The 13,629-nt window shown below is 64.5% G+C and carries 13 protein-coding genes; 4 read left to right on the top strand and 9 right to left on the bottom strand.

The window, feature by feature from the left end; translation table 11 throughout:
• Nucleotides 1-71: 71 nt before the first annotated feature.
• Together ACN9M3_RS21920 and ompR are read right to left on the bottom strand one after the other, a co-directional pair.
• Entirely contained in the window at nt 72-1,418 is a 1,347-nt protein-coding gene (locus tag ACN9M3_RS21920) for an ATP-binding protein (protein ID WP_426162660.1), read from the bottom strand.
• A 13-nt stretch (nt 1,419-1,431) separates the two neighbouring features.
• Nucleotides 1,432-2,196, bottom strand: coding sequence for a two-component system response regulator OmpR (gene ompR / locus ACN9M3_RS21915; protein WP_426162659.1), 765 nt, complete (start codon nt 2,194-2,196; stop codon nt 1,432-1,434).
• 184 nt (nt 2,197-2,380) lie between these two features.
• Here ompR and ACN9M3_RS21910 point away from each other — a divergent pair, with 184 nt between their 5' ends.
• The 3 genes from ACN9M3_RS21910 to ACN9M3_RS21900 all read left to right on the top strand — a co-directional run bounded on the left by ACN9M3_RS21910 (nt 2,381) and on the right by ACN9M3_RS21900 (nt 6,673).
• The gene (locus ACN9M3_RS21910; RefSeq protein ID WP_426162658.1) at nt 2,381-2,734 is read left to right on the top strand and encodes a hypothetical protein; all 354 of its coding nucleotides are present in this window, start codon (nt 2,381-2,383) and stop codon (nt 2,732-2,734) included.
• Nucleotides 2,735-2,872: 138 nt separating this feature from the next.
• Complete coding sequence (locus ACN9M3_RS21905; RefSeq protein ID WP_426318608.1) at nt 2,873-4,762, top strand: flagellar assembly protein A; 1,890 nt, start codon at nt 2,873-2,875, stop codon at nt 4,760-4,762.
• 18 nt (nt 4,763-4,780) lie between these two features.
• Nucleotides 4,781-6,673 carry a flagellar assembly protein A gene (locus tag ACN9M3_RS21900; RefSeq protein ID WP_426318607.1) on the top strand — a complete coding sequence of 631 codons (1,893 nt, stop codon included), beginning with the start codon at nt 4,781-4,783 and terminating at the stop codon, nt 6,671-6,673.
• Here the strand turns inward: ACN9M3_RS21900 and ACN9M3_RS21895 are convergent.
• Entirely contained in the window at nt 6,670-7,695 is a 1,026-nt protein-coding gene (locus ACN9M3_RS21895; RefSeq protein WP_426162655.1) for an HDOD domain-containing protein, read from the bottom strand. The genes ACN9M3_RS21900 and ACN9M3_RS21895 overlap by 4 nt on opposite strands.
• A 127-nt stretch (nt 7,696-7,822) precedes the next feature.
• Between ACN9M3_RS21895 and ACN9M3_RS21890 the strand changes: the two genes are divergently transcribed.
• Nucleotides 7,823-8,293 (top strand): chemotaxis protein CheW, encoded by a 471-nt coding sequence (locus tag ACN9M3_RS21890; protein WP_426162653.1) that lies wholly within the window; start codon nt 7,823-7,825, stop codon nt 8,291-8,293.
• Here ACN9M3_RS21890 and ACN9M3_RS21885 read toward each other — a convergent pair.
• The 6 genes from ACN9M3_RS21885 to ACN9M3_RS21860 form a co-directional block, all read right to left on the bottom strand.
• Nucleotides 8,263-10,218 carry an ATP-binding cassette domain-containing protein gene (locus ACN9M3_RS21885; RefSeq protein WP_426318606.1) on the bottom strand — a complete coding sequence of 652 codons (1,956 nt, stop codon included), beginning with the start codon at nt 10,216-10,218 and terminating at the stop codon, nt 8,263-8,265. The genes ACN9M3_RS21890 and ACN9M3_RS21885 overlap by 31 nt on opposite strands.
• Nucleotides 10,219-10,363: 145 nt before the next feature.
• A complete protein-coding gene (gene prmB, locus ACN9M3_RS21880; RefSeq protein ID WP_426318605.1) occupies nt 10,364-11,254 on the bottom strand; it encodes a 50S ribosomal protein L3 N(5)-glutamine methyltransferase in 891 nt (296 codons plus the stop codon).
• Nucleotides 11,255-11,264: 10 nt separating this feature from the next.
• A complete protein-coding gene (gene dapE / locus ACN9M3_RS21875) occupies nt 11,265-12,398 on the bottom strand; it encodes a succinyl-diaminopimelate desuccinylase (RefSeq protein WP_426162649.1) in 1,134 nt (377 codons plus the stop codon).
• Nucleotides 12,395-12,748, bottom strand: coding sequence for an ArsC family reductase (locus ACN9M3_RS21870; protein ID WP_426162648.1), 354 nt, complete (start codon nt 12,746-12,748; stop codon nt 12,395-12,397). The genes dapE and ACN9M3_RS21870 overlap by 4 nt, the downstream gene beginning before the upstream one ends.
• Nucleotides 12,749-12,891: 143 nt before the next feature.
• A complete protein-coding gene (locus ACN9M3_RS21865; protein WP_426162647.1) occupies nt 12,892-13,347 on the bottom strand; it encodes an acyl-CoA thioesterase in 456 nt (151 codons plus the stop codon).
• Nucleotides 13,344-13,628, bottom strand: coding sequence for a hypothetical protein (locus ACN9M3_RS21860; protein WP_426162646.1), 285 nt, complete (start codon nt 13,626-13,628; stop codon nt 13,344-13,346). The genes ACN9M3_RS21865 and ACN9M3_RS21860 overlap by 4 nt, the downstream gene beginning before the upstream one ends.
• Nucleotide 13,629: the final 1 nt, after the last annotated feature.

Below are 13,629 nucleotides of genomic sequence, written 5' to 3'. Positions count from 1 at the left end.
GCACAACCGAAACCAGCGGCAGATGAGCAGACTGGGTCTGACCCTGCGGGTCAGACCCAGGTTTACCGGTTTTAAAGCGCCCGCAAAGAAATAGTGAACTTCAACCCGCCCCCCTCACGATTGGACACCTCCAGCTCCGCCTCATGCCGCGACAGCACCCGGTCCACAATCGCCAGCCCCAGCCCGGCCCCGTTGGCCTGCCCGCGCGCCGTATCCAGCCGCGTAAACGGCTTGAGCAACTGCGCAATCTGCCCCTCCGGCACACCCACGCCGTGGTCCTGCACCTCGACAACAACGCGCTTGGCCGTATGCACTCCCCGCACCGAGCACTTGATATCAATCTCGGTCACATCCGAATCGAGCGTCTTGCCATAGCGCCGGGCATTCTCGACCAGGTTGGCAATCACCCGCTTCAGGTCAGTTGCATTGCCCAGCACATGCGCATGCTCCGGCAGCTCAGCCGTAACCTTCACATCCGGATGACGTCCAGCCTCATGCGCGCAATCGCTCAGCAGCGCCACCATGTCCACATTGATAAAGCTGGACGCCTCGGTCGGCTTGGCGTAATCGAGGAACTGGGCAATGATGGCATCCATCTGCGCAATATCCGATTGCATGCCCTCGCGCGCCTCCTGCGACAGGTTGGCCATTTCCACCTCGAGCTGCATGCGCGCCAGCGGCGTGCGCAAGTCGTGTGAAATGCCGGCCAGGATCACAGCGCGGTCGGATTCGACCTGCTGCAAGTCATCCACCATCTGGTTGAAGCTGCGGTTGGCCTGGCGTACTTCCTGCGGCCCGACTTCCGGCAGCGGGTCCGGATGGCGGCCCTGGGCAATCTCGCGCGCGGCGGCGGTCAGCCGTTTCAGCGGCAGGTTGATTAGGCTGGAAATCAGCGCTGCGCCAAGCAGCGACACCAGCGCCACCACGCCGGCCCAGCCCAGCCATTCGACCGGCCCCTGCAGGCGCTCGCGCTCCAGCATCAGCCAGTATCGGTCATCGGCGATCTTGAAGCTGACCCAGTAGCCGGGCACACCGTTCACTTCGGAGGAAAAACGGGTATCGGCACCGAGCTTGGCGCGCACCAGGGTCTGGATGTCGGCCATCAGCCCCGAACTTGGCGGCGGCGCCACCTCGTCGTCGTCCTCCATGGTGAATACGCGGATGCCTTCGTTCGACACCAGTTCGAACAACAGTTCGCGCCGCAAGTCGGTGGCGGAGTGGGTGAGGGCGGCGCGGGTGATGGTCACCACCGACACCACCTGGGCGGCAGTCTGCTGTGCCAGCGGTTCGCGCTGGACGTAGTTGACCATGCCGAACCAGGCCGACATGGAGAGCGTGGTCAACACGCTCAGCAAGAGGAACGTGCGCCAGAACAGGCCGCTGGTCAGCGACGCCGGGCGTGGCAGGCGGAATTTCATCGACAGCCCAAAATCAGCGCGGCTGGCCCTCGGGGATGAAGACGTAGCCCAGGCCCCACACCGTCTGGATGTACAGAGGGCTGGACGGGTCCGGCTCGATCAGCTTGCGCAGGCGGGAAATCTGCACGTCCAGGCTGCGGTCGAACACTTCGTACTCGCGGCCGCGCGCCAGCTCCATCAGCTTCTCGCGCGACAGCGGCTGCCGCGCATGGCGCGCAAACACTTTCAGCACCGAGAACTCGCCGGTGGTCAGCGGCACGGTTTCGCCATTTTTCTTGAGCGTGCGCGTGCCCAGGTCCAGCACGAACTGGCCGAACTCGAAGGTTTGCGGATGCTCGGAAGGCGCGCCCGGGATTTCGTCGGGCTGCTTGCGGCGCAGCACGGCGCCGATGCGGGCCACCAGCTCGCGCGGGTTGAATGGCTTGGGCAGGTAATCGTCGGCGCCCATTTCCAGGCCCACGATGCGGTCCACGTCTTCGCCCTTGGCAGTGAGCATGATGATTGGGGTCTGGTCGCCGGCGCCGCGCAGGCGGCGGCAGATCGACAGGCCGTCTTCGCCGGGCAGCATCAGGTCCAGCACCAGCAGGTCGTAGCGCTCGCGCAGCCACAGCTTGTTCATGGCGGTGGCGTTTTCGGCGGTGACGACGTTGAAGCCCTGCTCGGTCAGGTAGCGGCGCAGCAGGTCGCGCAGGCGGACGTCATCGTCCACCACCATGATCTTGGCCTGGTGGCCTTGCGCGCCGCCTGGTGCGGCAGGAGGGTTAGTGGTGGTATTCATAAGGATGTTGATCTTGTTGAATTGTCAGATGCATGTCGCTATGGTAACGTCATATTGATGGCCGGTGCCATACCGGTGAAAACTCATTACATTTTCTTACAAACTTTACCGGGTCGCTCTTACTATGGGAAGTTGGAGCGCATACACTGCGGGCATGGATACGGCAAGTACGACGAGGACTGCGATGAAACTTGGTGCGAAAACAGGATTGGGCAAAGCGGCTTTGGCGCTGTGCGCCGGCCTGTGCTGCACCGTGATGGCCAGCGCGCAAGCGCAGTCCGACCAGCGCAACCGCCAGCAAGAACGCCGCGAAGCGCCACGCGACTTCCGCGACAATCGCATGAACGACGCTCGCGAAGTGCGCTATCCACGCCAGTATGAGGGGCGCATGGACGATGCGCCGCGCATGGTGGACGACCGGGACAACGCAGACTCGCGCCGGATGGGGGGGCGCATGACCCCCGACGAGCGCCGTGACCTGCGCCGCCAGATCAATGAAGCGGGCCAGCAAGTGTACTCCCTGCCGCGCAGGCGGTGATTTTGTGACGTTTACGTAACGTTAAGAAAACTTTCGGCTCCGAAAACCTCCGGCATTTAATGTTTTGCGTGTAATATTGATTGCCCGCAAGACAACGCGCCCCGGCGCGCCCAACAATAGGGCACTGGAGGAGGAGCTTTGTCCCATATTGCACAACAGGAGAGCGCCGGCAGCTTGCCGGCCGGCGTGGTCCAGCGGCCCGATGGGGTCTACCTGGACCTGCGCCTGCTCGCGCCTGAACTGAGCGCCGCGGTCGATGTGCTGTACCGCAGCGGTTATGTGCTGCAGGGGCTGGACTATCCGGTGCTGGCGCGCGCCCTGTACGGCGTGGGACCGGAGCTGGCGCCCAGTCCCGAACTGCTGGTGCGCGTGGCCGATCGTCTGGCGCCATTCCCCGCCGAACGCAAGCCACTGTACCGCAACGTCAGGATTCGCGACGGCGAAGCGGAATACTTCTTTGAACCGATCTACCTGCCGGCCGAGGAGCTGTCGGACGGTACCCTGCTGCCGGAACGCCAGGCCCACCTCGATTTCGACGAATTCGTGGCCGACATGTGGCTGAAGAACGTGCGCTTCGGCATCCAGGTGGCAGTCGTGCGCGCCGCGCTGGCGGCCCCGAAAGGCGAACGGGTGGCCGCGGCGCTCGACCTGGAACCGACGCCTGCACAGGATGCGCGCGTGGTGGAAGTGGCGTCCGAACTGCACCGCAGCGACGCGCCGCGCCAGCGCGCCGACGGCACGGTCGACCTGACCAGCTTCCAGAACCGTTTCCCCCAGATCAAGCAAGGCATGCGCCTGCTGCAAAAGCTGCCCGGCGTGCCGGGCGAGCCGGGCCGCAATATCGCCGGCCAGCCGCTGGCTGCGCTGGCGCCGAACGACGTGGACTTCAGCCGCTATGCCGGCGAGGGCACGGTCATCGCGCGCGAAGCCGATGGCGAATTCCTGGTGGCGGCACGCGAAGGCTTCCTGAATGTGGACCCGAAAAGCGGGCAGGTGGCGCTGAGCGACAAGATTATCAGCCGCGAGGGCGTGTCCGGCCGTACCACCGGCAACCTGGAACTGATGGGCGCATTCGAAGAATTCGGCGACGTGCAGGAACTGCGCGACGTGAACGGCAGCGACATCACCGTGCACGGCGACGTGTTCGGCAATATCAATTCCAGCGGCGGCACCATCGTCCTGGGCCGCAACCTGGTGGGCGGCCGGGCCATCAACGCCAGGGGCGATATCCGCATTGAAGGCGTGGCCTCCGGTTCCACCATCCAGACAGCCAGCGGCACGATTACTATCACCGGCCGCGCCGAAAGCTGCGTCATCAGCGCGCCCAGGGTGGTGATCGCGGAAGCGTCCAACTGCGAAATCCTTGCCGACGAAGTGACCATTGAGCTGGCCATCGGCTGCGCCGTTGCCGGGCGCAGCGTGCTGGTTGAAAGCGCCGGCCCGCGCAAGAACAGCGAAATGCTGGTCTACGTAGTGGTGAAAGACGTCGCCGGCCACGACGCCGAGCTGGAAACCCTGCAAAAACAGGTCGCCGTGCATGAGGCGGAAATCGCCGCCTGGTGCGCCGAGCATGACCGCCTGAATGCCATGGCCGAGGTGCGCAGCTACCTGACGCTGGCAGAAAAGCTGCGCAAGGGCGAGATCCACCTTACGCCGGCCCAGGTGCCGAACCTTAAAAAAGTGGCGGGCGCGGTGGCGCCGCACATTAAGCAAATCGGCCAGCTGCTGCAGTCGATCAAGGTGGCCGAAGAGTCGATCGGCGGCGCGCGCGCCCGGCGCAACGAACTGGAAGCGCTGAAGCGCGATGCCGCCGCCCGTTCCTCGGTGCGCATCACCATGGTCGACGGCGAAGTGCTGGTGCGTACCTTGCCGCTGGGCGAGGCGATGGCGGCCAATTTCATGGCCGCCGCCAAGGATTACAAGGCCATGCTGCGCGGGCCCCGGCTCGATAGCCAGGCCATTTTCGCCGGCTCCAGCGGCAGCGTGAACTGGCATGGCGCTGCCCAGGCCGAGGCGAGCGTAGCGTAGCGGGCCGATAGCCGTACAATGGCGCAAGAAGACTACCCGGGAGACATGGTGCCTGCAGACGCTGCATCGGCCGCCGCGGCGGCTGGCGATCTGCCATCGTCGCTGGTCCAGCGCGCCGATGGCGTGTATTTCAAGGCCGAAGCCCCAGCGGCTTTGCTGCAGGCGGCTGCCAACCAGGTTTTCCTGTCCGGCGCCTGTTTCCGCGGGCTTGATTACGGCGTCTTCGTCCGCGCCCTGTACGGCGTCGGTCACGAACTGCCGGAAGGCATGGCCGGCCAGCCCCTGTGGCGCTTTGCCGACGATATCGTGCCATTCCCCGGCGGGCGGCGCGACCTGTACAAGTCGGTACGCATCGTCGGCGGCGAGGCTGAATATTATTTCGAACCCGTGTTCGTGGAAGCCGAAGGCGAGGCGCCGCTGCCGGCCCACCTCGACTTCGGCGAATTCGTGGCCGATATGTGGACCAAGGGTATCCGCTTCGGCATCGATGCGCCGGTGGTGCGCGAAGCCATTGCCAGCGGCAAGGTGGCGCGCCTGATCGTGGCGCGCAAGCTGCCGCCGGTGCCGGGGCGCGATGCCGCCATCGTGGAAGTATCGGAAAGCATCCACCGCTCCAATGCTCCGCGCCTGCTGGCCAATGGCCGCTTCGACTTGCACAGCTTCCAGAACCGCTTCCCGCAAGTAAAGGCCCAGGTGCGGCTGCTGCGTCGCGAGCCGCCGCAGGCCGGCACGCGCGGTTTCGAATTTTCCGGCATCGTGCTGGACCCGCCACCGCCGCGCGACCTGGAACTGGCCGCGGTGGCCGGGGAAGGGACGGTGGTCGAGCACCACGATGGCGTCGACTACCTGGTCTCCTCGCGCGAAGGCTTCATCAACGTCGACAGCAAAAGCAAGCGCATCTCCATCGGCCCCAAGATCGTCAGCCGCGAAGGCGTGTCCGCGCGCACGACGGGCAACCTGAAGCTCGATGGCGATTACGAGGAGTTCGGCGAAGTGCAGGAACAGCGCACGGTGGAAGGCGGCAATATCACCGTGCATGCCGACGTCTTCGGCAATATCGTCTCGCGCGGCGGCACGATTGCGCTGCAAAAGAACCTGATGGGCGGCAGCGCCACCAACGCCGACGGCAATATCCGCGTATCCGGCGTCGCTTCCGGCGCGCTGCTGCAGTCCAAAAATGGCGAGGTGGTGCTGGGCAAGGCGCAGAATTGTGTGATTACCGGTTCGCGCGTGATCATCACCGAGGCTTACAACTGCGAGATCATGGCCGATGAGGTGCTGATCAAGCTGGCCGCCGGCTGCGCCATTGCCGCGCGCCGGATCGAGATCGACAGCGCCGGGCCGCGCAAGCAGGCCGAGATGCAGCTGCACGTCATGGTGCCGGACACCAGCAAGTACGACGACAAGCTGGCCGAATGCGCCGCCCGCGCGGAAAGGCAGGAGCAGCAGGCGCAGCGCTGCAAGGAGCAGATGGACGCCATCACTGCCGACCAGGAAGTGCGCAACTACCTGCAACTGGCGAGCAAGGTGCGCAAGCAGGAAGTCACGCTGAACCAGGAGCAGCTCGTGCTGTTCCAGAAGATGGCGCTGAAGGTCGGCCCCTCGCTGAAGATGGTGGCGCGCTTGCAGGTGGCGATGAAGGAAGCCCAGGCCGCCCAGCAGAAGGAGCAGGAGCTGGGCGAGCATGTGTACCGGCAGAAGCTGCTGGTCGTCGGCGGCGCGCGCTGCACGGTGCGGCTGGTGGCGGGCGACATGGTGGTGCGCAAGCTGGTATTCAATCCCGACCTGGGGCCGGCCTACCTGCTGCCGCCAAAGGAAGTCAAGCTGCGCGTGCGGGCCGCGCTGGGCACGCAGCAGCCGCTCTTCATCGGCAGCGGCGGCCAGTTCGACTGGAGCGGCAGCGCGGCTTAAATCGCCGCGTAGCAGGGCATGGCGCCCAGCGGCAGGTCGTGGAACAGGTTGTGTTCCGTATCGTTGATCTCGCGGTTGGCCTGCAGCACGCGGATCTTTGACAGGTAGTCGCCCACCGCCAGCACGCGCGCCATCGGCGTGCGCGGCTCGCCCTTGCGCATGGCCTGCTGTTCGCGTATCGCCTGGGTAATCGACGGCGGGAAATTCCATGCCTCCGATATCCCGGCCGAAATGGCGAGCGCCTCGTGGGCAAGTCGGGCGCGGAACGTGGCCGATCCCAGCTCGCCCGGCCCGGCTCCGGCGCTGTCCAGCACCGGCAAGGCAGTCAGCAAGCCGGAATTGATCACCAGCCCCGCCAGGAAAGCCTCGAACGGGTCGACGCCGAATTCCGGGGCCAGCATGCGGCAGGCCACGGCGCTTTTCTCGGACTGCTCCCAGATGCGCGGCGCCAGCAGCTTGGTGTAGTGCCCGGAATTCAAATCGATGATGGGGCGGAAGGCGACGCTGGTGATCAACTGGCGCAAGCCTTCCTGGCCAACCACGATCACGGCGTGTTCGACGCTGTTGATGGTGGTGGCTTCGCCGCTGTTCTGGATGGCGGCATTTGCCAGTCGCAGCACCGATCCCACCAGCACCAGGTCGTTGGAAATCTTGCGCGCGATATCGGCGCCGGCGAAATTCTCGCTGCGCAGGCTTTGCAGCAGTTGCGGGATCACGCCCGGCATGCGGCGCAGCATGTCAGCCGCATTGTGGCCCGATTGCGCGGCCAGGATCAATTCGTGCAGCACGCGGCCTTCGGGCGCGGTGGTATCAAGCGAATCGTCCTTGCGCAGGCCAAACAGCCAGCGCTGGAAGGTGGAGTTGACCAGGTCCTTCTGTTCGAAATCGGGGCCGCCTTCAAGGGCCGGCGAGAGCACGGGGACCGGCGCCGGTGTGGGCGCGGGCTGCGCCGGCGCGGCAGGGGCGGCCGCTGGCGGCCGGCTTTCAGGTTTGGCGAGCAGTCGCTTCAGCCATTGGAACATGGACGCTTTCCCAGCAATTGTTATGAAAGCATTGTAGCCCAGGCCGCAATCTTTGAGGATGGTCAAACTGCTTGCTGTTGCGTAACGGTACGATGGAACAGCGTATCACCGGAATTAGAGGAGCAATATGGAAGCCGACCTGCGACAGTACCTGACGTTCCGCCTGGGCGGCCTTGAATACGCGCTGGACTACCGCCGCGTGCAGGAGTTGCGTCCATTGAGTGCGCTCGAGCGTATTGCATCGGGCGGAGAAATCGTTGAAGGCGTGGCGTTGTCGCGCGGCGTCATCATGCCCATTGTGGACATGCGCGTGGCGTTCGGCCCCCGGCCGCCGGTGCACGATCCGCGCACGGACGTGATCATCCTGCAGCTTTCGACTTGTGTGATGGGAATGGTGACCGATGGCGTGACCGACCTGGTGTCGTTGCCGGCCAGCGCGGTCCACCCCCTGCCGCATGTGGGCGAGGAGGTGGATTACCTGCTGGGGATGGGACAGCTCGGCGAACGCCGGCTGATCATGCTCGATATCGACCGCCTGATGGCGGTGCGCGGGGCGGCGCGTCCGCGTCAGGCGGCCAGCGCTTCCAGCTGCTCCTGAAGCTCGAGCCACTCGCCTTCGAGCTGTTCGAGTTCCTTGCTGCATTCGACCTGGTCGGCCAGCAGGGTTTTCAGTCTGGGCTTGTTTTCAGCTTCGTAGATGGCGGGATCGGCCAGGGCGGCGTCGATCGCGGCTTTCTGTTCGCTGCGCTGGGCCATCGCGGCCTCCACCTTCTTCAGGCGGTTCTCCAGCGGCTTGCGCTGGGCCGACAGGCGCTGGCGCTGCTCGGCTTCCAGGCGTTTCTGTTCCTTGCGGTCGACCGGGGAAGCTTCGGCTGCGGCTGGCTGGCCGGCAGCCGGCGCGGCGTTGGCGGCAGCGGCAGGCTTGGCCAGCTTGGTTTGCAGCAGCCAGTCCTTGTATTCATCGAGGTCGCCGTCGAATTCGCGCAGGCGGCCGTTCTCGACGATGATGAATTGCTCGGTGGTGGCGCGCAGCAGGTGGCGGTCGTGGGAAACGACCAGCAGCGTGCCTTCGAACTGCGCCAGCGCATCGGTCAGCGCTTCGCGGGTTTCCAGGTCCAGGTGGTTGGTCGGTTCGTCCAGCAGCAGCAGGTTGGGGCGCTGCCATACGATCAGGGCCAGCGCCAGGCGCGCCTTCTCGCCGCCGGAAAACGGCGCGATCTTGCTGGTCACCATATCGCCCGGGAAGTTGAAGCTGCCCAGGAAGTTGCGCAGTTCCTGCTCGCGCACGGTCGGCGCCATCTTCTGCAAATGCCACAGGGGCGACTCGTCGTGGCGCAGCATCTCCACCTGGTGCTGGGCGAAGTAGCCGATCACCAGGCCCTTGCCGGTGGTGGCGGTGCCCGTCAGCGGGTCGATGTCGCCGGCAATGGTCTTGATCAGGGTCGATTTGCCGGCGCCGTTCACGCCCAGCAGGCCAATGCGCTGGCCCTGTACCAGCGAGAACGTCACGCCGCGCACGATGGTCTTGTCTCCTTGCTCGGTGTGGTAGCCGCAGTCGACGTCTTCCATGACCAGCAGCGGGTTCGGCGCGCTGACCGGGTCGCGGAATTCGAAGCTGAATTCGGCCGCGGCGCGCAGCGGGGCCAGTTCTTCCATCTTCGCCAGCTGCTTCATGCGGCTTTGCGCCTGGCGCGCTTTGGTGGCCTTGGCCTTGAAGCGGTCGATGAACGATTGCAGGTGGGCGCGGGCGCGCTGCTGCTTCTCGATGGCGGAAGCCTGCAGCACCAGCTGCGCGGCGCGCTGGCGCTCGAAGCCGGAGTAGTTGCCCGAGTAGCGTTTCAGCTTGCGATCGTCAATGTGGACGATCACGTTCACGATCTCGTCGAGGAAATCGCGGTCGTGGGAGATGATGATCAGGGTGCCTGGGTAGCGTTTCAGCCAGTCTTCCAGCCAAATGATCGCGTCAAGGTCCAGGTGGTTGGTCGGTTCGTCCAGCAGCAGCAGGTCGGAAGGGCACATCAGCGCCTGCGCCAGGTTCAGGCGCATGCGCCAGCCGCCCGAAAAGCTCGCCACCGGCTGCTGCATCTGCTCCAGCGAAAAGCCCAGGCCAAGCAGCAGTTGCTCGGCGCGCGACTGCACGGTGTAGGCGTCGGCGTCGGCCAGTTCGGTGTGGACGTGGGCGATCTCGATGCCGTGCTCCGGCGTGTCGGGCAGGGCTTCCAGGCGCGCCAGTTCGGCCTGCAGTTGGCGCAGGTGGGCGTCGCCGTCGATGGCGTAGTCGATGGCGGTACGCGGCAGGGCAGGGGTTTCCTGCGCCACGTAGGCCATGCGCCAGCTTTTCGGGAAGTCGATGTCGCCCAGGTCCGGGTGCAGCTCGTTGCGCAGCATGGCGAACAGGCTGGATTTGCCGGCGCCATTGGCGCCGATCAGGCCGATCTTGTCGCCTGGATTGAGGGTCAGGTCGGCGGATTCCAGCAGCGGCTTCAGGCCGCGCATCAGGCTGACGTTGGTGAAGCGGATCATTTTCTTGGTCGTTCTAGTTAAAACCGGTAAAGCGGCGGGAACTGGCCCAAGGTCCAGCTCCCGTCCCTCACTGCCAGTCACTCCGCAGTCCGCGGCCGTGGCGTACCGGTGTCTGACCCTGCGGGTCGGACACCGCCTTGCCGGTTTAGATTTTCAATTGGTCAGCAGTGATCAGGAACACCATATCATCGCCCTGGCTAGTGGTCAGCCAGGTCAGCCCCAGCTCCCCAAACGCCGCTTCCGCAAACTCTTTCTCATTGCCGATTTCCACGATCAGCAGGCCGTCGTCGGTCAAGCGCTCGGCCGCGCCGGCAACGATCTTGCGCACAAGGTCCATGCCATCGGCGCCGCCGTCCAGGGCAATCTGCGGCTCGTGCAGGTATTCCTGCGGCAGCTTGGCCATCGACGACGAGTTCACGTAAGGCGGATTGGTGATGATCAGGTCATACTTCTTGCCGGCCGGGACGTTGGCGTACAGGTCCGACTGGATCAGGTTCACGCGGTCTTCCAGCTTGTAGGTCTCGACGTTCTTGCGCGCCACTTCCAGTGCATCGGCGGAGATATCGACCGCATCGACTTCCGCATCAGGGAAGGCGTCGGCCATCATGATCGCCAGGCAGCCGGAGCCGGTGCACAATTCCAGGATGTTCGACACGTTCTCCGCATCGTTGACCCAAGGGGCGAAGTAATTCGGAATCAGTTCCGCGATATAGGAGCGTGGCACGATAGTGCGCTCGTCGACGTAGAAGTTGTAGGTGCCCAGCCAGGCTTCATTGGTGATGTAGGCGGCCGGCACGCGGTCGTTGGCGCGGCGCTCGATCACGGCCAGCACTTCGGCGATTTCCTCCGGCTGCAGGCGCGCATCCATGAACGGCTCCAGGCGGTCCAGCGGCAGCGCCAGCGTGTGCAGGGTCAGGTAGGCCGCTTCATCATAAGCCTCGGCGCTGCCGTGGCCGAAAAACAGCTTGGCCTTGTTGAAACGGGTGACTGCGTGGCGAATCAGGTCGCGCGGGGTGGTGTACAGGGTGGTATCCATAGTGTTCTTCTTAGCGCAGGAGGTTTTCCAGGGTGCGGCGGTAGATGTTCTTCAGCGGATCGATGAAGCGGATCTCGATGTGCTCGTCGATCTTGTGGATGCTGGCGTTCGGGGGGCCAAATTCTATCACCTGGGGGCAGATCTGGGCGATGAAGCGCCCGTCGGAAGTGCCGCCCGTGGTGGACAGTTCGGTGTCGACGCCCGTTTCATCCTTGATGGCGTGGCACAGCGCTTCGGACAGCGTGCCGCGCGGGGTCAGGAAGGGCAGGCCGGACAAGGTCCAGTCCAGCTGGTATTCCAGGCCGTGCTTGTCGAGGATGGCATGCACGCGCTGGCGCAGGCTCTCGTGCGTGGAAGCCGTCGAGAAGCGGAAATTGAAGTCGATGTGCAGGTCGCCCGGGATCACGTTGTTAGCGCCGGTGCCGGCCTTGATGTTCGACATTTGCCAGGAGGTCGGCAAATAGTACTCGTTGCCGTGGTCCCAGACTTCGGCCACCAGGTCGGCCAGTGCCGGTGCGGCCAGGTGGATTGGGTTCTTTGCCAGCTGCGGGTAGGCGATATGGCCTTGCACGCCCTTGATGGTCAGGCTGCCCGACAGCGAACCGCGGCGGCCGTTCTTGATCATGTCGCCCAAGGTCTTGTCGGAAGTCGGCTCGCCGACGATGCAGTAATCGATGGTCTCGTTTCGCGCCTTCAGCTCTTCCACCACTTTGACGGTGCCGTCGGTAGCCGGGCCTTCCTCGTCGGAGGTGATCAGGAAGGCGATCGAGCCTTTGTGATCCGGGTGCGCGGCCAGGAATTCTTCGCAAGCGACCACCATCGCGGCAATCGACGTCTTCATGTCGGCAGCGCCGCGGCCATACAGCTTGCCGTCGCGGTGGGTCGGGTAGAACGGTTCGGACGACCACTTTTCGACCGGGCCTGTCGGCACCACGTCGGTATGGCCGGCGAACACCAGCACCGGGCTTTCAGTGCCCTTGCGCGCCCACAGGTTGGTGACTTCGCCGGAAATGATGGTCTCGCAGTGGAAGCCGAGCGGCTCCAGCCACGATTTCAAATGGTCCTGGCAGCCCTTGTCGTCAGGCGTGACAGACTCGCGGCCCAGCAGCTTCTCGGTCAGGTCGAGGGTACGGGAGGCGCTCATGCTGCGAAGATTTCCTGGTACATGGCGTCGTTGAAGCCGACGTGGGCCTTCGCGCCGGCACCCACCAGCACCGGGCGCTTGATCACGGACGGGTTTTCCAGCATCAGGGCGACTGCGGCATCGGCGCTGGTGACGGCAGCCTTGCGCTCGTCGGGCAGGGCGCGCCAGGTGGTGCCCTTCTTATTGACCAGCACTTCCCAGTCCAGGGTTTTCAGCCAGGTGCGCACGGTGGCTTCGTCCAGGCCCTGTTTCTTGAAGTCGTGGAAGGTGAAGTCATGCTGTTGACCAGCCAGCCATACGCGGGCTTTCTTGACAGTGTCGCAGTTGGGAATGCCGTAGAGGGTAATCATTCGGAAAATAATGTTGTGCGGGGGCGGCCTTGCGGCCGAAGGACGACATTATATCGTGCAGCGAGCGTGATAAACCGTGATCGTTTTGCCAATGTTTCCTGAGAATGGCAAGAGGGCGGAGCCACCCGCCGCCACGCGCGCGCCTATTTTGACGCGGACACCTGACTGAATGCCGGCACGTACACCTCGCTGAATTCCGGCGGCAACCGCTTCGGGCGGCCACTGGACAGCTCTATGCAGACCAGGTCCCAGCGCGCGCGCAGAACCGTGGTGTTGTCGCGCTGGCGAACCAACTGAAAGCAGCGCTGCATCGATAGCGAGCTGTCGCCGGGCAGCAGCCAGGTGCCTAGCAGCAGATCCTCGCCTTCGTTGGTGGCGAAGATGTAATCGAACTCGCTGCGGCGGATCGCCATGCCGCGGTCCAACCGCTTGTAGTCCGCCAGCGTCAGGCCGAGTGCATTGGAGTGCGCCCAGCCAGCCTCTTCGCACCAGCGCACGTAGACTGCATTATTGGTGTGATCGAGGCCGTCGATGTCAGCCGCTCGCGGCGTGACCGGCAGGATGAAGGGCGCCGGCCGGTCCCATTGAGGCGTCGTCATGGCCGTGGCGGCTGCACCGGGGCCGGCTTGAGAACGACCGGGCCGTAGCCGCCCCTGGTCCTGGTCCAGCCTCGCCACGTGTCCCGGAACTCAATCTGCTCCGTGTGGTAAGCGATGCCCCCGAACTCCACCTTCAGTTCAACGCAATCTTTGCCCGCCACGCCGGACACCAGGCGCTGCTGGGGCGGGCTGTCAGGGTAAATCACGTCCGACGCATTGAAGCTTTCGCCAATATCGGCGATGCCGGCGCGGGGCTTGTCAAAGCGGCCCAGAAGGTTCAAC

Origin of the sequence: Pseudoduganella sp. R-43, from assembly GCF_049913255.1 — a bacterium.
Taxonomy (GTDB): Bacteria; Pseudomonadota; Gammaproteobacteria; order Burkholderiales; family Burkholderiaceae_D; genus Rugamonas.
The sequence above is the reverse complement of the archived record's forward strand: the minus strand, read 5'-3'. Positions and strand labels throughout refer to the sequence as shown.